The organism is Caballeronia sp. LZ043 (assembly GCF_031451075.1).
Taxonomy (GTDB): Bacteria; Pseudomonadota; Gammaproteobacteria; order Burkholderiales; family Burkholderiaceae; genus Caballeronia.
In genome coordinates, this window is sequence record NZ_JARUXT010000003.1 from 229,489 (window position 1) to 248,586 (window position 19,098).

9 protein-coding genes are annotated in these 19,098 nt (G+C 67.7%); 7 read left to right on the forward strand and 2 right to left on the reverse strand.

The window, feature by feature from the left end; genetic code table 11:
- Nucleotides 1-564: a carboxymuconolactone decarboxylase family protein gene (locus tag QCE64_RS21325; RefSeq protein WP_310006089.1), complete on the forward strand. Its 564-nt coding sequence runs from the start codon at nt 1-3 to the stop codon at nt 562-564.
- Entirely contained in the window at nt 561-1,436 is an 876-nt protein-coding gene (locus tag QCE64_RS21330) for a helix-turn-helix transcriptional regulator (protein WP_310006091.1), read from the forward strand. Before QCE64_RS21325 ends, QCE64_RS21330 begins: the two co-directional genes overlap by 4 nt.
- On the opposite strand, the gene QCE64_RS21335 is transcribed toward QCE64_RS21330, so the two are convergent.
- Both QCE64_RS21335 and otnK read right to left on the reverse strand, forming a co-directional pair.
- Nucleotides 1,420-2,079 (reverse strand): aldolase, encoded by a 660-nt coding sequence (locus QCE64_RS21335; protein ID WP_310006093.1) that lies wholly within the window; start codon nt 2,077-2,079, stop codon nt 1,420-1,422. The two genes, QCE64_RS21330 and QCE64_RS21335, sit on opposite strands and share 17 nt — an antisense overlap.
- Nucleotides 2,076-3,380 (reverse strand): 3-oxo-tetronate kinase, encoded by a 1,305-nt coding sequence (otnK, locus tag QCE64_RS21340; RefSeq protein WP_310006095.1) that lies wholly within the window; start codon nt 3,378-3,380, stop codon nt 2,076-2,078. Before otnK ends, QCE64_RS21335 begins: the two co-directional genes overlap by 4 nt.
- A 199-nt stretch (nt 3,381-3,579) precedes the next feature.
- Here otnK and QCE64_RS21345 point away from each other — a divergent pair, with 199 nt between their 5' ends.
- From QCE64_RS21345 to QCE64_RS21365, 5 genes are all read left to right on the forward strand, one after another.
- Nucleotides 3,580-4,959: a homoserine dehydrogenase gene (locus QCE64_RS21345; RefSeq protein WP_310006097.1), complete on the forward strand. Its 1,380-nt coding sequence runs from the start codon at nt 3,580-3,582 to the stop codon at nt 4,957-4,959.
- A 46-nt stretch (nt 4,960-5,005) separates the two neighbouring features.
- On the forward strand, nt 5,006-6,355 hold the full coding sequence (locus QCE64_RS21350) for a gluconate:H+ symporter (protein ID WP_309923314.1): 1,350 nt from the start codon (nt 5,006-5,008) through the stop codon (nt 6,353-6,355).
- 59 nt (nt 6,356-6,414) lie between these two features.
- The gene (locus QCE64_RS21355) at nt 6,415-7,224 is read left to right on the forward strand and encodes a DeoR/GlpR family DNA-binding transcription regulator (RefSeq protein WP_309923317.1); all 810 of its coding nucleotides are present in this window, start codon (nt 6,415-6,417) and stop codon (nt 7,222-7,224) included.
- Nucleotides 7,225-7,400: 176 nt separating this feature from the next.
- Nucleotides 7,401-8,600 carry a mechanosensitive ion channel domain-containing protein gene (locus QCE64_RS21360; RefSeq protein WP_310006098.1) on the forward strand — a complete coding sequence of 400 codons (1,200 nt, stop codon included), beginning with the start codon at nt 7,401-7,403 and terminating at the stop codon, nt 8,598-8,600.
- A gap of 788 nt (nt 8,601-9,388) precedes the next feature.
- On the forward strand, nt 9,389-19,087 hold the full coding sequence (locus QCE64_RS21365) for an autotransporter-associated beta strand repeat-containing protein (RefSeq protein ID WP_310006101.1): 9,699 nt from the start codon (nt 9,389-9,391) through the stop codon (nt 19,085-19,087).
- Nucleotides 19,088-19,098 lie beyond the last annotated feature (11 nt).

Sequence of the window (19,098 nt, forward strand, 5' to 3'; positions counted from 1 at the left end):
ATGTCCAGCTACATCATTCACACGACGGCTTCCGCACCGGCGCAATCGCGGCCCGTGCTCGAGCAACTGCAACAACGCTTCGGCCTGATTCCGAATATCGCGGGAGCGATGGCTGCATCGCCGGTACTGATCAACGGCTTTCTCGGGCTGTTCGAGCGCGTGCATGCGAGCAGCCTGACCGAGCCGCAGATCCAGACGCTTCTTCTGACCAACGCCGTGGTGAACGCGAGCGAATGGCCGGTCGCGTTTCACACGGCGCTCGCGCTGAAGGAAGGCGTGCCGCCCGCCGATGTCGACGCCATCCGCCACGGCGCCTTGCCCGGCGACGCCACGCTGGCGGCCCTGTCAGGGTTGGCGCGCGCGCTGATCGAAAGGCGCGGCCGGATCACGGCGCACGACCAGGAACGCTTTCTCGCAGCGGGCTTCAGCGACGAGCAGATACTGGAGGTCATTGCGGTAGTGGCGGCATCGACGATCACGAACTACGCGGCCAGCGTCACGCAGCCGCCGCTCGAACCGCAGTTCGAAGCCTTCGCATGGCGTCAAAAACAGGAGATCCGATGAACGACACGCGGTCCGACCGCCCGGCGCCGGTCTCCGGTCTCGGCGACCTGCTGCGCTACTGGCGCGACGTGCGCGGCGTGAGTCAGCTCGATCTTTCGCTGGACGCAGGCATTTCGCAGCGGCAGATCAGCTTCATCGAAAGCGGACGCAGCGTGCCGGGCCGCGACACGCTGCTGACGCTCGCCCAGACCCTCGACGTGCCGCTGCGCGAGCGCAATGCGCTGCTGCTCGCAGCGGGCTATGCGCCGATGTATTCGGAAGCGCCCTGGAGCGGGCAGGAGATGCACGGCGTGATCCGCGCGCTCGAACGCGTGGTGCGCCAGCACGAACCGTTTCCGGCCATCGTGATGGACCGGCACTGGAACGTGCTGATGACCAATGACGCCGCGCCGCGCTTCTTCGGCTGTTTCATCGACATGGCCGCGCGCAAGGGGCCACGCAACATGCTGCATCTGATGTTCGATCCGCACGGCATGCGGCCGCACCTGATGCAGTGGGAAGACCTCGCGCGCAGTCTGCTGCAGCGTGTGCAGCGCGAGTCAGTGGGCCGCGTGCTGGACGCGGGCACCATGCGGCTGCTGGATGAACTGCTGGGCTATCCCGGCGTGCCGCAGGACTGGCGGACGCATCACGAGCCATCCGCGACGCCGGGCGCGCCGGCCATGCCGGTCATTCCGATGGTGTTTTCACGCGGTGCGCGCGTGCTGCGCTACTTCTCGCTCGTCACGACGGTGGGCACGCCGCAGAGCGTGGCGGCGCAGGAGTTGCGCCTCGAATGCATGTTCCCCGCCGACGAGGAAACCGAGGCGCATCACCGGCAACTGCTGGCCGATGATGAGCATCATCGCGGAACAACTACCAGCGCACGTTGAACGTGCTGCACAGCTCGTCGATAGCGGATTGTTCGAGCGGTTCAGGACGCGGCGTGGTCATGAGCCACAGGCGCGCGGTTTCTTCCAGTTCTTCCAGCGCCCAGGACGCGTGCGAGACGCTGCGTTCCCATACCACCGGACCGAGGCGCTCCAGCAGCACGGCGCGCACCGAAGCCGCACGCGCCGCGATTTCAGCCGCCACCTGCGGATCGCCCGGACGCCGATAGCGCACCAGCGGCACATGTCCGACCTTCATCACGTAGTACGGCGTGATGGGCGGCAACACGTCTTCATCGCTCCACACGCCCGCGAGCGTCAGCGCGACGAGCGAAGTGGAATGGGTATGCACGACGCCGCGCGTGTCCGCGTCGTTCGCGTAGATGCGCCGATGCAGTTCCAGCGTCTTCGAAGGCCGGCCGCCGGAGACGTGCTGGCCTTGCGCATCGACCTTGGCGATCTCGGCGGGGTCCATGCGGCCGAGGCAGGCGTCGGTCGGCGTGATGAGCCAGCCGTCCTCGCAGCGCGCGCTGATGTTGCCCGCGCTGCCCACCGTGTAGCCGCGCGCATAGAGACTCGCGCCGACCGTGCAGATTTCCTCGCGCAGCGCCGCGTCGCTGCCGGTGTTGATCATCGCGCTGCTCATGAACGTTTTCCCTCGGCATAACGCAGCGCCTTCGCGAAGAAATCGCGTGCGCCGAAATTGCCCGACTTGAGCGCGAGCACCAGCGGCGTCTCGCCCAGTGCGACCGTCACGGGCACGCCCGGATCGATCGGCGGTCCGATCTGCAGCATGTTGACGTCGAGCGCCTGCACCACCGCGCCCGAAGTCTCGCCGCCCGCCACCACGAACTTGCGCACGCCGCGCGCTTTCGCTTCACGCGCGATGGCCGCGAGCGCGTCTTCCACGAGCTTGCCTGCCGCCGCGACGCCGAGTTCGCGCTGCACTTCGCCCACTTCCTCGGGCGCGGCCGTCGCGTAGATCAGGACCGGCTGTCCGGCGTGGCTGTCGATGAAAGCGAGTGCCGCTTCGACCACCGCCTCGCCGCGCGCGAGTGAACGCGGATCGACGCGGAAAGCGGGACGCGCGGCTTGCCATTCGGCCACCTGCGCATTGGTCGCCTTCGACGCGCTGCCGGCCAGCACGAGCGCCGGGCCGCTGACGGGCGGCAGGTCGGCGGCCTGTTCGTTCGGTTCGATCAGCCCCGCGCGGCGGAAGTTCTCCGGCAGCCCGATGGCGACGCCCGAGCCGCCGGTCACGAGCGGCAGGTCGGCGCAGGCTTCGCCGAGGGTACGCAGGTCGGCGTCGGTGAGCGCGTCGGCGATGGCGAGGCGCACGCCGTCCGCACGCAGCCGCGCGATGGCTTCCCGCACGGCCGTGGCGCCGGCCGCAACAGTGGCGCTGCCGATCAAGCCCACTTTTGATTGCGACTGCCGCTGCAACACGCGCACGAGGTTGGGATCGCGCATCGGCGTGAGCGGATGGTTTTCCATGCCCGACTCGTTCAGCAGCGCATCGCCGACGAACAGATGCCCGCGATACACCGTGCGCCCGTTCTCCGGAAAAGCCGGGCAGGCGATGGCGAAGTCGTCTTCGCTGCCTTGGGCCGCGAGTGCGCCGAGCAGCGCTTCGGCGACCGGGCCGATATTGCCCGCGTCGGTGGAATCGAAGGTCGAGCAGTACTTGAAGAAGAACTGGCGGCAGCCTTGGGCGCGCAGCCAGTCGAGCGCGGCGAGCGATTGCGCGACGGCGTCCTGCGCGTCGATGGTGCGCGATTTCAGCGCGACCACCAGCGCGTCCACGTCTTCGGCCACGGCGGATGCGGGCACGCCGATGGTCTGGATCGTGCGCATGCCGCCGCGCACGAGGGTGCTGGCGAGGTCAGTGGCGCCGGTGAAGTCGTCTGCGATGCATCCCAGTACGGGACGGCGTGTGCGTGTGTGCATGGTGTTCCCTCCGTGCATCGATTGTACGGCGCGATGATCGATTCGTGTTAAACGGTGTTAAAAAAATTGACGTGAGTGGTAAAGAGCGTTAACGTCTGCGGTATTCGACGTAGACGTTGTCCGCGTTCCTTTTTTTCCTTTATTTCCCCGTCGTCGGCGGAAAAATCTGCCGGCCACGCCTTTTTGCGCGGATCCCAAGATGAATTTCGAGCTTCTCTTCGCCTCGCCGTCGCCGGCCCAGACAGTCCAGCCGGTGCGCTACGCGCTGACCGGCGCCAAGGGCGGTTTTGCCCGCACGCTGCTGGCGCAGACGCGGCTGATCGAGCGGCTGGTGCCCGCCGCGCTGTGCGATCTCGACGTTCACGGCCTGCGCGCGATGTGTATCGAACTGGGCTTCGCCGAAGCGTCGCTCGTCGAATGCACGGACGCAGCGAGCGTCGCCGCGCTCGCGCCCGGCCAGATCGCGCTGGTTGCGGATGTCGCGCTGCTGGCGTCGTCGGAATGGGACATCCTCGTCGAGGCGACCGGCAATCCGTCGGTGGGCTATCGCGTGGCGGTGGCGGCGCTCGAAGCAAAGCGCCACGTCGCGATGGTCAGCAAGGAAGTCGATTCGGTCGCGGGCGTCGCGCTCGCGCGGCTGGCGGAGCGCCAGGGCGTCGTGTACACGACGGCGGACGGCGACCAGCCGTCGAACCTGATCGGCTGGGTGACGTGGGCGCGCGTGCTGGGCCTCGACGTGGTCGCGGCGGGCAAGTCGAGCGAATACGATCTCGTGTTCGATGCCGACACCGGCAACGTCACGCAACTCGACCAGACTTTCCCCGCGCCGGAACTCGCTGGCCTGATGACGCTCGGCGACGACATCGCCGCGACGCTCGCCGCGCGCCGCGAGGCATTGCGCGGCCGCAAGACCTCGGCGACGGCGGACTACTGCGAAATGAGCGTGGTCGCGACCAACACGAACCTCGTGTCGGATGTCGAACTGCTGCATTACCCGGTTGCGCGCACCACCGAACTTGCGGACATCTATGCGCTGCGTGAAGACGGCGGCGTGCTGTCGCGCAGCGGCGTCATCGAAGTGTTCAACATGCTGCGCCGTCCCGACGAAGCGAGCTTCGCGGGCGGCGTGTTCGTCGTCGTACGCACCTTCGACGCGCCGACCTGGGAACTGCTCGCGCAGAAGGGCCACGTGGTGAGCCGCAACGGCCGCTACGCGTGCATGTATCTGCCGTATCACTTCATGGGCGTCGAAACGCCCATCTCGCTGCTCGATGCCGTGCTGCACGGCCGGCCCTCGGGCGCCGCGAAGCCGGCGCAGTGCGTCGTGCTGGCGGGCCGCGCGAACGTCGATATCGCCGCGGGCTCGGTGCTGCACATGGGCGGCCATCATCACGACGTGACCGGCGTGCAAGCCGTGCTGCTCGATCGCAGCCGCGCGCCCGGCGACGTGTCGCCGCTCTATCTCGCGGCCCACACGACACTGGCCCGCGATGTGAAGGCAGGCGAACTCATCACCATCGCCGACCTGCGCAACCCGGACGAGGCGCTGCTGCGCGCGTGGGAAGAGGGCTGCGAATAGGCGTAGCGGGCTACAACACACACTGAAACAGAAGGAAGGGGAGACCATGCGGGGAGAATTTGGAACGATCACGATGGCGGTGATCGCGATCATCGTGCTGATCGTATTGATTGCGCGGTTCAAGCTGAGTCCGTTCATCGCGCTGACGCTGACGGCGCTCGGACTCGGCCTTGCGGCAGGCGTGACGCCGGAACATGCCATCGACAGTTTCACGAAGGGCTTCGGCGGCGCGCTCGCGCGTACCGGTCCGGTGGTCGGACTGGGCGCGGTGCTCGGCGGCATCATGATCGGCACGGGCGGTGCGGACCGCATCGCCAATGCGTTCGTCGGCAAGCGGCCGCTGTGGCTCGCGCCGTGGACGGTCTGCGCGGCGGCGCTGCTGATCGGCATGCCGCATCTGTTCGACGTGAGCTTCATCATGCTCGCGCCGCTGGTCTATACCATCGCGCGCCGCACCGGCAGCCATCTGCTGTATATCGGCTTGCCGCTCGCTGCCGGCCTGTACGTGTCGCACGGTCTGCTGCCGCCGCATCCGGCGCCGACGCTCGCCGTCAACGCGTATCACGCGAACACCGGCCTCACGCTGCTGTACGGCCTGATGATCGCGATTCCGGCGGCCATCATCACCGGTCCGCTCTTCACGACGCTCGCGCGCCGCTTCTTTGGTCCGGCGCCGGATCTCGCGAAAGGTCCGGGCGGCACGCGCACCGACACGGAAAGCACCGGCGAAGTCTCGCTTGCCCTGTCCGTGCTGTGCCTGCTGATTCCGCCGGCCTTGATGCTGATCGGCACGCTCGGCATGGACTACAGCGTGAAGGGCACCGGGCAGTACGTGTTCTTCCAGTCGCTCAACGACCCGATTCTGTCGCTGCTCGCCGCGGTGATCTTCGCGTTCTTCGCGCTGGGCATCAAGGGACGCTTCCCGCTGGCGGACATGCAGAAGATGATCAGCAAGGGCATCGCACCGCTGTCGGCGATCCTGCTGATTCTCGGCGCGGGCGGCGGCTTCAAGCAGATGCTGACGTCGATCCATCTGGACACGATCATCGTTTCTCATACAGCGACGTGGGCCGTGAGCCCGCTCGTGCTGGCGTGGCTGATCGCGGCGCTGCTGCGCGTGTGCGTCGGCTCGGCGACGGTTGCGACCGTTGCGGCGTCGGGCATCGTCGCGCCGCTGCTGATGTCGCATCCGGGCGTCTCGCCGGAACTGATGGTGCTGGCGACGGCGTCCGGCGCGGTGATGTTGTCGCACGTGAACGACTCCGGCTTCTGGCTCTTCAAGGAGTATTTCCAGCTGACGGTGGCGCAGACGCTGCGCACCTGGACGCTGATGCTGTGCGTGCAGTCGCTGGTGGGACTGGGCGGCGTGCTGCTCATCAATATGTTCATCGGCTAAGATAGGCGACCCGCCGCGCGCGCAGTGCGTCACGCGGGACGCCCAACCCAGAACCCTTCATGTCGAGCCAAGCCAAACCCGATCCCGCCGAAGTCCCGCTGATTCCCGATCAGCGGCGCGAGGCCATGCTGCGTCAGCTACGCCGGGACAAGGTGCTCTCCGTGCATCAGTTGATGGAATCGTTCAACTGTTCGCACATGACGGTGCGGCGCGACATCGCCGCGCTGGAGGAAGCCGGCTTCGTCTACACGGTGCCGGGCGGCGTGCGCATTGCGAGTCACCTGAACACCGAGCCGAGCCATCAGTCGAAGGCGGTCGTCGAGCAGCCGCAGAAGCAGGCCATCGCGCGCCGCGCCTGTGAAGGTCTGCGCCCCGGCATGTCCATCTATCTTGATGCCGGCACCACCATGCTGTCGTTCGTGCCGCATATCGCCGAACTCTCGAACATGACGGTCGTCACCAACGACTTCGAGATCGTGCGCGAACTCGCGAGCGCGCAGCATGTGAACGTCATCCACATCGGCGGCCAGCTTGATCACAAGAACCTGTCGAGCGTCGGCACGCTGGCGGCGGCCACGTTGCGTCAGGTCGTGCTCGACGTGGCCTTCATCTCGGCAAGTTCATGGGATCTGCGCCGCGGCGTGACCACGCCCTCGGCGCCGAAAGTGGAAGTGAAACTCGCGGCCATGGACGCCGCATCGCGCACCGTGCTGACGGTCGCGAGTTCCAAGTACGGCACGGTCGGGCTGTACAAGGTCGCGAGCCTGGAGCGCTTCGACCAGGTGATCACCGACGACGGCCTCGCCCCCGCCGCGGCGACCGGCATCCGGCAATCGGGCATCGATCTCGCGCTGGCTTCGGTGGCGTGACACGCTGCGTTCGTCGGATTCTCTGCTTCAATGCGGCCTGCCGCGCTCCGCACGCCTGAATAACCCCACTACAATGAGCGCCGCACCCGGCGCGTCAATTCTCATTCGAATGGCCTGAGGAATCGGGCGGACCCGCCGCGCATGGCGACAGCGTTCGCCCCCTTCCTGGAGCGTCCATGTTCGGTAACTTGCGTATCGAAAGAGGCCCTGACTGGCAGGTCCACGTCTCCACGGACAGCTGGATGGTCGCGACACTGCTGGTCGTCGCGCTGCTGCTGGGCATCCTGCTCGCAAGCACCGTCTGCTATTACCTGACGCGCTGGATCATGCTGATGATCGTCAGCCAGCTCGCGCGCAAGGAAGGGCGCAAGTGGCTGGTCGCCGCGGAGCGTCATCGCGTGTTTCACCGGCTCGCGCCGCTCGTGCCAGCGGCGATCGTGTTCTGGGCGGCGCCGCTGCTCACCGGGCTGACCTTTCCGATCATCCCGGCGCTCGGGCAGCCGCTCGCCATCCTCGCTGCATGCTTCATGGTCGTGACGCTGGTGCGCGCCGCGCTCGCGCTGCGCGACAGCATCGAGGAACGCTACAGCCACTTTCCGTCCGCGAGCGAGCGGCCCATCAAGAGCTTTCTGCAGATCGCCACCATCGTGGTCTATCTGGTCGCGCTGATCGCGATCGTCTCGATCGTGCTGGAACGCTCGCCGGTCTATCTGCTGACGGGCCTCAGCGCGATCACCGCGCTGCTCATCATCATCTTCCGCGATTCGCTGCTGGGCTTCGTCGCCAGCATCCAGCTCGCGGCGTACGACATGCTGCGCGTGGGCGACTGGATCGAGGTGCCGGGTTTCGTCGCCGACGGCACGGTGATCGATATCGCGTTGAACACCATCAAGGTCCGCAACTTCGACAACACCATCGTGATGTTGCCCAGCCAGGTGCTGCTGGCGAACAGCGTCAAGAACTGGCGCGGGATGACGGAAGCAGGCGCGCGCCGGTTGCGGCATGCCATCCATTTCGATGTCGATACGATTCGCTATCCCGACGATCGCTTGCTCGCGCAATTGCATGAGGCGTTCGACCTTCCGCTCGCCGTGCCCGACGACGAACGCCGCACCAATCTCGGGCTGTACCGCCGCTATCTCGGCGCGTGGTTCAGGGCGCATCCGGCGGTGCGGCGCGACATGCCGGTGGTGATACGCCAGGTGCAATCGGCGGCGCCCGTGCTGGCGCTGGAAATCTGCGTGTATCTCGCGGAAATCCGCTGGGAGCGCTACGAAGCGCTTCAGTCCGACATGCTCGATCACGCCTATGGCGTCGTCCCGATGTTCAGCCTGCGCTGCTGGCAACCGGACCGCGGCACAGCCGTAATGCAATGAGCTAATGCTCGCTTAGCAGGTCGACAGGCATGAATGCGGCAGTGCGGCATTCCGGATTCAATGATATCGAGTTAACTTTCTCGATTAAAAGATTGAATCGAGTCCGATTAACTGGGAATACGGACTGCTTCCACAACATAAATTGCCGATTGCCTGCATTATCGCGGGTTATTTTTTCTGCCTGTTGTCTTTTGCTCAATCCTTTTGCGCCTGAAGAAAACGGGGATGCAAAAAGAATGAAACCCGATAATTGAAAGCGAATTGCGTCGGACGATTTCGTTTATCGAAACGATAATAAGGTTTGATTGATATGAACATTGCTTTCAGGAGAATAATTCTTCTGCCGAAGGCGTGCGTTGAGAGACAACTGAGCTTGGAGGCGAAAGAGAGGGTGGCCTATGCTTGCGCTTAGCCGTTAAAGAGAAGCTCGACGAAGGATGAGTCCTGGCTTTTTTTGAAGCGGGTGTGAGACAGGAGCGCCGTAAGCCTGAGGAACAGCGCAAACGTTTCCATAACCCGTGCTAAAAGGACCACTTCGTCGGCTCAAAACCTGAGAGAACTGCGTGCGCCTGAAAACCGCTCCCGCCACACCGGGAGCGGTCGACAATGCACGCAAGCCGGAGCTGACGATGGCCGTCGAATACAGCTTTGCAAGAAAAAATGATTTGGTCGTATCTTCGCGCTTCGGTTGGTTTAACTCCTTTCCCCTATTCATCGCTTTCTCCCTGGCGATAATCGCCAGCCTGGCGAGCACTGACGCGCAAGCGCTCTGTCTCGGCACGACTTCGGTGTCGTGCACAGGCGCGAATGGCGCCTTTGTCGGCACGACGCCGCAGCAGACGGTGACCGTCCAGTCCGGCGCGACGCTCACTCCAGGACTCGGCACGGCGCTCAGCATGTCCGGCGCCAATCCGACGCTCGTCAACAACGGCACCATCGATCCTTCGCTGCTCGGCGTCCTGAGCGTGCTGGCGACGGGCGCGGTGGTGGGCAACGCGTCGGCGAACAACGTGAGCGTCACCAATGCCGGCACGATCAGGGGCACGACGGGCCTGCTCGGCGTCAATCTCGCCGACCTGACCGGCCTCGCGCTGGTCGCGCAGAACGGCACGGGCGGCACCACGACGATCAACAACAGCGGCACGCTGGGCACGACGGCGCTGCTTGGCGTCACCCTGATTCCCAACGACGCAGCCACGGTGGCGTCCTACGGCGGCGCGCGCACGGACTTCACCAACACCGGCACGATCAACGGACGGGTCGCGTTTCAGGCGCCGACCTCGGGAGCGGGCAACACCTTCACCAATGGCGGCACGATCAACGGCAGCGTGTCGATGGGTGCGGGAACCACGAACACGTTCACGGCGCAGACGGGCTCGTCGGTGAGCACCGCGCCCGGCGCGAGCCTGAACGTGCTGGGTGTCGCGGGGCTTTCGCTGGGCTTTGCGGTGCCGGGCATCGTGGACGGCGGCGCGGGCGGCAACAACACGCTCTTGCTGACGCAGGCGGGGGGCGGTCCGACGACGGGCACCATCAATACGTCGAACTACATCAACTTCCAGCATCTCGGCTTGAACAGCGGCACCTGGACGCTCAACGGCGCCTCGACGGTGCTGGACACGACGCTCCTCGGCGGCTCGACGGCCATTTTCAATGATGGCGGCGCGTTCGGCACCGGCACGATCACGTCGACCGGCGGCACGATCCAGGCGGGAACCGCGGGCCTGACGGTCGGCAATGCGGTGACGCTCGGCACGGGCGGCCTCACGGTGCAGGGCACGAACGGCACGACGCTCTCGGGCGTCATGTCGGGCACAGGTGGCCTCACGAAGAACGGCACAGGCACGTTGACGCTTTCGGGCGCGGACACCTACACCGGCGGCACCAGCATCAACGCCGGCACGCTGGCGCTGGGCGCGGGCGGCAGCCTGGCGCCGGCCGGCGCCGTGACGCTCACCGGCGCGGGGGCGGGCTTCAATATCGCGGGGGCGAGCGGGCCGCAGACCATCGGCGGGCTGAACGGCGTGGCAGGTTCTCTTATCGGACTCGGGGCGAACACGCTGACGTTCGGCGATGCCAGCAACGGCGCCTTCGGCGGCACGATCAGCGGCACAGGCGGAATCGTCAAGAGTGGTACGGGCACCGAAACACTGACGGGCGCGAACACCTACACCGGCGGGACCACGATCAACGCCGGCAAGCTCGCGCTGGGCGCGGGCGGCAGCCTGGCGCCGACCGGCGCGGTGAATCTCGCGGGCGCGGGCACGTCGTTCGACTTGAGCGGCGCGTCGGGCGCGCAGACCATTGGCGCGCTGAGCGGTATCGGCGGAACGTCAGTGCTGCTGGGGGCGAATTCGCTGAGTCTCGGCGGCGCGACCAGCGCGGCGTTCGGCGGCGCGATCAGCGGCACGGGCGGCATCACCAAGACCGGCACCGGCACCGAAACGCTGACCGGCGCGAACACTTATACCGGCGGCACGACGATCAGCGGCGGCACGCTCGCGCTGGGCGCGGGGGGCAGCCTGGCCTCGACGGGCGCGGTGAATCTCAACGGCGCGGGCGCTGCGTTCAATATCGCGGGCGCGAGCGGCCCGCAGACCATCGGGGCGTTGAGCGGGATCGGCGGGACGTCGGTTGCGCTCGGCAACAACGGGCTCACCTTCGGCGATGCCGGCAACGCCACGTTCGGCGGCGCGATCAGCGGCGCGGGCGGCATCACCAAGGCGGGCACGGGCACCGAGACGCTCACCGGCGCGAACACTTTTACCGGCGGCACCACGATCAACTCCGGCACGCTCGCGCTGGGCGCGGGCGGCAGTTTGGCCTCGACCGGCGCGGTGACGCTCGCGGGCGCAGGCTCGGGCTTCAACATCGCCGGGGCGAGCGGGCCGCAGACCATCGGCGCGCTGAACGGCGTGGCGGGCTCGACGATCGGACTCGGCGCGAACACGCTGGGATTCGGCGATGCCGGCAACGGCACGTTCGCCGGCACGATCAACGGCACGGGCGGCATCGTGAAGAACGGTACGGGAACCGAAACACTCACTGCGGCCAACACCTACACCGGCGGCACGACGATCAACGCCGGAACGCTCGCGCTAGGAGCGGGCGGCAGCCTGGCATCGACGGGCGCGGTGAACCTGGGGGGCGCGGGTGCATCGTTCGATCTCAGCGGCGCGACCGGCGCGCAAACGATTGGCGCGCTGAGCGGAGTCGGGGGAACCTCGGTGGCGTTGGGCGGGAACGGACTCACGTTCGGCAACGGCGCCAACGCGACCTTCGGCGGCTCGATCGGCGGAACGGGCGGGATCACCAAGGCGGGCACGGGCACCGAGACGTTGACGGGCGCGAATACCTACACCGGCGGGACGACGATCGGCGCCGGCACGCTGGCGCTGGGCGCGGGCGGTAGTCTGGCGTCGAACGGGGCGGTTACGCTCACGGGCCTGGGTTCGGGCTTCGACATCAGCGGCGCGAGCGGGCCGCAGTCGATTGGCGGTCTGAACGGCGTAGCCGGATCGACGATCGGTCTCGGCGCCAACACGCTCGCATTCGGCGACGGCAACAACGGCACGTTCGCTGGTGCGATCAATGGAACGGGCGGCATCGTCAAGAATGGCGCGGGGGTCGAAACGCTGAGCGGCGCGAACACCTACACCGGCGGCACGACGATCAATGCGGGCGGCATCGCAGTCGGCGCGGGCGGAAGCCTCGCTTCGACAGGCGCGGTGAACCTCGCGGGAACGGGCGCATTGCTTGATCTCGCCAATGCAGGCGGTGCGCAGACGATCGGTGCGTTGAGCGGTGTCGGCGGTACTTCAGTGCTGCTGGGCGCGAACACGCTGACCTTCGGTGACGCCACCAACGCCACCTTCGGCGGCGCGATCAGCGGCGCGGGCGGTCTTATCAAGAACGGTACGGGCACGGAGACGCTGACGGGTGCGAACACCTATACCGGCGGTACTGCGATCAACGCTGGCACGCTGGCGTTGGGCGCGGGTGGCAGTCTCGCGTCGAATGGTGCGGTCACGCTTACAGGCTTGGGTTCGGGCCTCGATATCAGCGGCGCCAGCGGCCCTCAATCGATTGGCGGCCTGAACGGCGTAGCCGGTTCGGTGATCGGCCTCGGTGCCAACACGCTTGCGTTCGGCGATGGCAACAACGGCACGTTCGCCGGCACGATCAACGGGACGGGTGGCATCGTCAAGAATGGTGGAGGCGTCGAAACGCTTACGGGCGCGAACACCTACACCGGCGGCACGACGATCAATGCAGGCGGCATCGCAGTCGGCGCGGGTGGCAGTCTGGCATCGACGGGTGCGGTCAATCTCGCGGGAGCAGGAACGTCGCTGGACCTGGCGAATGCAGGCGGCGCGCAGACAATTGGTGCATTGAGCGGTGTCGGCGGCAGTGCGGTGCTGCTGGGCGCGAATCCCTTGACCTTCGGCGATGCGACCAACGCAAACTTCGGCGGCACGATCAGCGGCACGGCCGGCGTGACCAAGAACGGCACAGGCACCGAAACACTGACGGGCGCCAACACCTTCACCGGCGGCACGACGATCAACGCCGGAACACTCGCGCTGGGCGCAGGCGGCAGCCTGGCGTCGACGGGCGCGGTCACGCTTGCGAATGCGGGAACGGGTTTCGACATCGGCGGGGCGAGCGGACCGCAGACCATCGGCGCGTTGAATGGCGTGACGGGTTCAGTGGTTGGTCTCGGAGCGAACACGCTCGCATTCGGCGATGCCGCCAACGGCACGTTCGCCGGCACGATCAATGGCACAGGCGGTCTCGTGAAGAACGGCACGGGCACCGAAACGCTCACGGGCGCGAACACCTATACCGGCGGTACGGGCATCAATGCGGGTACGCTGGCGCTCGGCGCGGGCGGCAGTCTGGCGTCGAACGGCGCGGTCACGCTCTCGGGCGTCGGCGCGGGTCTCGACATCAGCGGAGCGAATGGGCCTCAATCGATTGGCGGTCTGAACGGCGTTACCGGTTCGACGATCGGTCTCGGCGCCAACACGCTGGCATTCGGCGACGGCAACAACGGCACGTTCGCTGGTGCGATCAATGGAACGGGCGGCATCGTCAAGAATGGCGCGGGGGTCGAAACGCTGAGCGGCGCGAACGCCTACACCGGCGGCACGACGATCAATGCGGGCGGCATTGCAGTCGGCGCGGGCGGAAGCCTCGCTTCGACAGGCGCGGTGAACCTCGCGGGAACGGGCGCATTGCTTGATCTCACCGATGCAGGCGGTGCACAGACGATCGGCGCGTTGAGCGGTGTCGGCGGTACTTCAGTGCTGCTGGGCGCGAACCCGCTGACCTTCGGTGACGCAACCAACGCCTCGTTCGGCGGCGCCATCAGCGGCGCGGGCGGCCTTATCAAGAACGGTACGGGCACGGAGACGCTGACGGGTGCGAACACCTATACCGGCGGTACTGCGATCAACGCTGGCACGCTGGCGTTGGGCGCGGGCGGCAGTCTGGCGTCGAATGGTGCGGTCACGCTTACGGGCTTGGGTTCGGGTCTCGATATCAGTGGCGCCAGCGGGCCGCAGTCGATTGGCGGCCTGAACGGCGTCGCCGGTTCGGTGATCGGCCTTGGCGACAATACGCTCGCATTCGGCGATGGCAACAACGGCACGTTCGCTGGTGCAATCAACGGCACGGGCGGCCTCGTCAAGAATGGTGGAGGCGTCGAAACGCTGACAGGCGCGAACACCTACACCGGCGGCACGACGATCAACGCGGGCGGCATTGCACTGGGCGCTACCGGCAGTCTCGCTCCGACAGGCGCGATCGATCTCGCGGGAACGGGCGCATCGCTCGATCTGAGCAACGCAGGCGGTGCGCAGACAATCGCCGCGTTGAGCGGTGTCGGCGGGACGTCGGTGCTGCTGGGCGCGAACCCGCTGACCTTCGGCGATGCGACCAGCGCCACCTTCGGCGGCACGATCAGCGGCACGGCCGGCGTGATCAAGAACGGCACAGGCACCGAAACGCTGACCGGCGCCAACACCTTCACCGGAGGCACGACCGTCAACGCAGGCACACTCGCACTGGGCGCAGGCGGCAGCCTGGCCGCGACCGGCGCGCTGAATCTCGCCGCGAACACCGGCTTCGACATCAGCGGCGCCAGCGGACCGCAGACCGTCGGCGCGTTGAACGGCGCGGCGGGTTCGGCTATCGGCCTGGGCAACAACACACTCGCATTCGGCGACGTCGCCAACGGCACCTTCGCGGGCACGATCAACGGCGCGGGCGGCATCGTCAAGAACGGCGCGGGCACCGAAACGCTCACCGCCGCCAACACCTTCACCGGCGGCACGACCATCAACGCCGGAACGCTCGCACTGGGCGCGGGCGGCAGCCTGTCGCCGACCGGCATCGTCGATCTGGTGAACGCGGGCGCGGCGCTCGACGTGAGCGGCGCCACCACGGCGCCGGCAATCGGCTCGCTCGCGGGCGCGGCCGGCACCAACGTGACGCTCGGCGCCAACACGCTGCAACTCGGCGACGCGAACAACGCCACCTTCGGCGGCACGATCTCCGGCGCCGGCGGCCTGGTCAAGACGGGCGCGGGCACCGAAACCCTCACCGGCGCCAACACCTTCACCGGCGGCGCGACGATCAATGCAGGCACGCTCGCGCTGGGCGCGGGCGGCGGCCTCACGCCGACAACCTCGGTGACGCTGACCGGCCCCGGCGCGGGCTTCGACATCGGCGGGGCGAGCGGACCGCAGACGATCGGCGCGCTGAACGGCGTGAGCGGCTCCGTCGTGGGCCTCGGCAACAACACGCTCACGTTCGGCACCGCCGCCGACGGCACCTTCGCCGGAGCAATCGACGGCGCGGGCGGCATCGTCAAGAACGGCGCGGGCACGCAGACGCTGAGCGGCGCGAACACCTTCACCGGCGGCACGACGGTCAATGCCGGCACCATCGCGGTCGGCGCGGGCGGCAGCCTGGCATCGACCGGCGCGGTGAATCTCGCGAACGCCGGCACCGCGCTCGATGTGAGCGGCGCAGGCGCGCCGCAGACCATCGGCGCGCTGAGCGGCGTCGGCGGCACCTCGGTCGCACTCGGCGGCAATACGCTGACCTTCGGCGATGCCGGCGACGCCACCTTCAACGGCACGATCGGCGGGACGGGCGGCATCGTCAAGCAAGGCACGGGCACGGAAACGCTCACCGCGGCGCAGACCTTCACGGGCGGCGCCAACATCGGCGCAGGCAGGCTGGTGCTCGCGGGCGCGGGCGACCTCGCCGCGGGCAGCGCGGTCAATCTGTCGGGTACCGGCGCCGATCTCGACCTGAGCGCCGCGAACGGCCCGCGTACGATCGGCGCGCTGAGCGGCGTCGGCGGCACTGCGGTCACGCTCGGCAACACCGCGCTGACGCTCGGCGACGCCAACAGCACCACCTTCGGCGGCGCGATCAACGGCACCGGCGGCGTCACCAAGGACGGCAGCGGCACGCTCACGCTCACCGGCGGCAACACCTTCACCGGCGGCACCACCGTGAACGCGGGCACCATTGCGGTCGGCGCGGGCGGCAGCCTGGCATCGACCGGCGCGGTCAACCTCGCGAACGCCGGCACCGCGCTCGATGTCAGCGGCGCGGACACGCCGCAAACCATCGGCGCGCTGAGCGGCGTGGGCGGCACCTCGGTCGCGCTGGGCGGCAACACGCTGGCCTTCGGCGATGCGGGCAACACCACCTTCGGCGGCACGATCGGCGGGACGGGCGGCATCGTCAAGCAAGGCAGCGGCACGCAGACGCTCACGGGCGCGCAGACCTTCACCGGCAACACGACGATCAACGCCGGCACGCTCGCACTCGGCGCAGGCGGCTCGCTGGACAGCGCGAGCGTCGTCGATATCGGCCAGCCCGGCGCAACGCTCGACGTAAGCGGCGCCAGCACGAATCCGACGCTCGGCGGGCTCTCGGGCGTCGCGGGCGGCAGCGTGCTGCTCGGCTCGCACAGCCTGAATCTCGCGGTCAACGGCAATTCGGTCTACGGCGGCACCATCAGCGGCACGGGCGGCATCGTGAAGACAGGCACGGGCTCGCAGACGCTCGACGGCGCCAATACCTTCACCGGCGGCACCTCGCTCGCGGGCGGCACGCTCGTGCTCGGCAATACCGGCGCGCTCGGCTCCGGCGGCCTCAGCGTCGATGCCCCGTCGACGTTGGATACCTCCACGGCGCTCACCATCGGCAACGCGGTCACGCTGAACACGGGCGCGACCTTCGGCGGCAGCAACGATCTCACGCTGACCTCGCCGGTGACGGGCGGCGGCGGCATCACCAAGGACGGCGCCGCCAACCTGACCCTCGCCGGCAACAACAGCTACGGCGGCGGCACCACGCTCAACAGCGGCTCGATCACCGCGAACACCGGCACCGCGCTCGGCAGCGGCACCGTCACGCTCAACGGCGGCACGCTCAACACGGGCACCACGCAAGTAGCGATCTCGACCCTCAACGGCGTGTCCGGGTCGGCGGTCAACGTGGGCACGGGTGGCATCGCGGTGGGCGGCGGCGACTACGGCGGCACCATCGGCGGCGCGGGCGGCGTGACCAAGACGAGTCCCGGCACGCTCACGCTCACCGGCGAGAACACCTACACGGGCGGCACGACCATCAACAGCGGCACGCTGCAAGTGGGCAACGGCGGCACCAGCGGCAGCATCACCGGTCCGATCAACAACAACGGTTCGCTGGTGTTCAACAGCTCGGGCAACGTGACCTATGGCGGCAGCATCAGCGGCAGCGGCACGGTGACGAAGGTCGGCGACGGCACGCTGTCGCTGACCGGCAACAACACGAGCACTGGCCCGGTGGCGGTGGGCGGCGGCACGCTCGACGTCGCCGGCGCGATGCCCGCCGCACCCGTGACGGTCGGTTCGGGCGGCACGGTGTCGGGCAGCGGCACGGTCGGCAGCGTCGTGGTCCACGACGGCGGCACGGCTGCCGCGACGACGCCCGGACAGGCGCTCAACGTCGCCGGCAACGTCACCTTCGAACCCGGCTCGAACTACAACGTCGGCGCGAATCCGCAGCAGCAGAGCGGCAAGATCCTGGCGGGCGGCACGACGACGATCCAGGGCGGCACCGTCAACGTGCAGGCCGGCGGCGGCAAGTGGGGGCTCGACAACAACTACACCATCCTCACCTCGCAGGGCGGCGTGAACGGGGCCTTCACCAACGCGACGTCGAACCTGGTGTTCCTCACGCCGACGCTCGGCTACGACGCCAACAACGTGTATCTGTCGCTGGTGCCGAACGGCGTGCTGTTCCCGTCGATCGCGGCGACGCCGAACCAGCGCGCGGCGGCCACGGCCATCGCCCAGCTCGGCGTCGGCAATCCGGTGTTCGACGCCATCTTCCTGTCCGATGCGCCGAGCGCCCGCTGGGGCTTCGCGACGCTCGCGGGCGAGATCTACGCAAGCACGCGCAGCATGCTGGTCGACGACAGCCGCCTCTTGCGCGACGCCGTCACCGACCGTCTGCGCCGCGGCCTCTCGCCGGAGGACGGACCGCTGGCGGCGCTGTCGTCATCGCAAGGCGCGATGTGCGACGACACCTCGACGAACGCGGCCGGCACGACGCATCGCGGCTCCAGCGCGGCCTGCGCCGAGCGCGCGCCGTGGCGGCCGACGGTCTGGGCGCAGGGCTATGGCGCGCATGACCGGCTGAACGGCCCGAGCGGCGTATCCGATGTGACGCAGACCACCAGCGGCTTCTTCGCCGGCGTCGATACGGCGGTGAACGATCACTGGCGCGTGGGCGCGGCGGCGGGCTTCGGTCACGGCTCGATCAGCGACGACCTCAACGCCAGCGCTTCGGTGGACAGCTATCACCTTGCGCTGTACGGCGGTGCGCAGTACGGCCCGCTGGGCGTGCGCATGGGCGGCGGCTACTCGTGGAATCATGCGGACACGGATCGCACGATCGGCTTCTCGGGCTTCAACGCGAAGGAAAGCTCGGGCCAGACGACCAGGATCGGACAGGTCTTCGGCGAGGTGGGTTATGGCATCGCGGCGGGACCGGTCGCGGTGGAACCGTTCGCCGCGCTCGCTTACGTGAACGTGTCTTCGGACGGCTTCGAAGAGAGCGGGCCGGCCGCGCTCAAGGGCGACTCCGACAATCAGGGCATCACCTATTCGACGCTCGGCGCGCGGGCCGCATGGCGCTTCTATCCCGGCGCACGCGGCATGCTGACCGCCCGCGCGATGGCCGGCTGGCGGCATGCGATGGGCGATACCACGCCGGTCTCGCGTGTGGCGTTCGTCGCGGGCGGCAGCGCGTTCGACGTGACGGGCGTGCCGATCGCGCGGGATGCCGCTGTGGTGGAACTGGGCGTGGATGCCGCGATCACGAAGAACCTGAGCTTTGGCGTGCAATACTCCGGCCAGTATGGCGGCGGTGCGCAGGATCACACGCTGACGGGGAATTTGCAGTGGAAGTTCTGATGGGCGGCGCG

What these genes read in the sequence shown, in the direction of transcription:
- QCE64_RS21325 (WP_310006089.1), top strand. Translation starts at nt 1, where the DNA reads ATGTCCAGCTACATCATTCACACGACGGCTTCCGCACCGGCGCAATCG.
- QCE64_RS21330 (WP_310006091.1), top strand. Translation starts at nt 561, where the DNA reads ATGAACGACACGCGGTCCGACCGCCCGGCGCCGGTCTCCGGTCTCGGC.
- QCE64_RS21335 (WP_310006093.1), bottom strand. Translation starts at nt 2,079, where the DNA reads ATGAGCAGCGCGATGATCAACACCGGCAGCGACGCGGCGCTGCGCGAG.
- otnK (WP_310006095.1), bottom strand. Translation starts at nt 3,380, where the DNA reads ATGCACACACGCACACGCCGTCCCGTACTGGGATGCATCGCAGACGAC.
- QCE64_RS21345 (WP_310006097.1), top strand. Translation starts at nt 3,580, where the DNA reads ATGAATTTCGAGCTTCTCTTCGCCTCGCCGTCGCCGGCCCAGACAGTC.
- QCE64_RS21350 (WP_309923314.1), top strand. Translation starts at nt 5,006, where the DNA reads ATGCGGGGAGAATTTGGAACGATCACGATGGCGGTGATCGCGATCATC.
- QCE64_RS21355 (WP_309923317.1), top strand. Translation starts at nt 6,415, where the DNA reads ATGTCGAGCCAAGCCAAACCCGATCCCGCCGAAGTCCCGCTGATTCCC.
- QCE64_RS21360 (WP_310006098.1), top strand. Translation starts at nt 7,401, where the DNA reads ATGTTCGGTAACTTGCGTATCGAAAGAGGCCCTGACTGGCAGGTCCAC.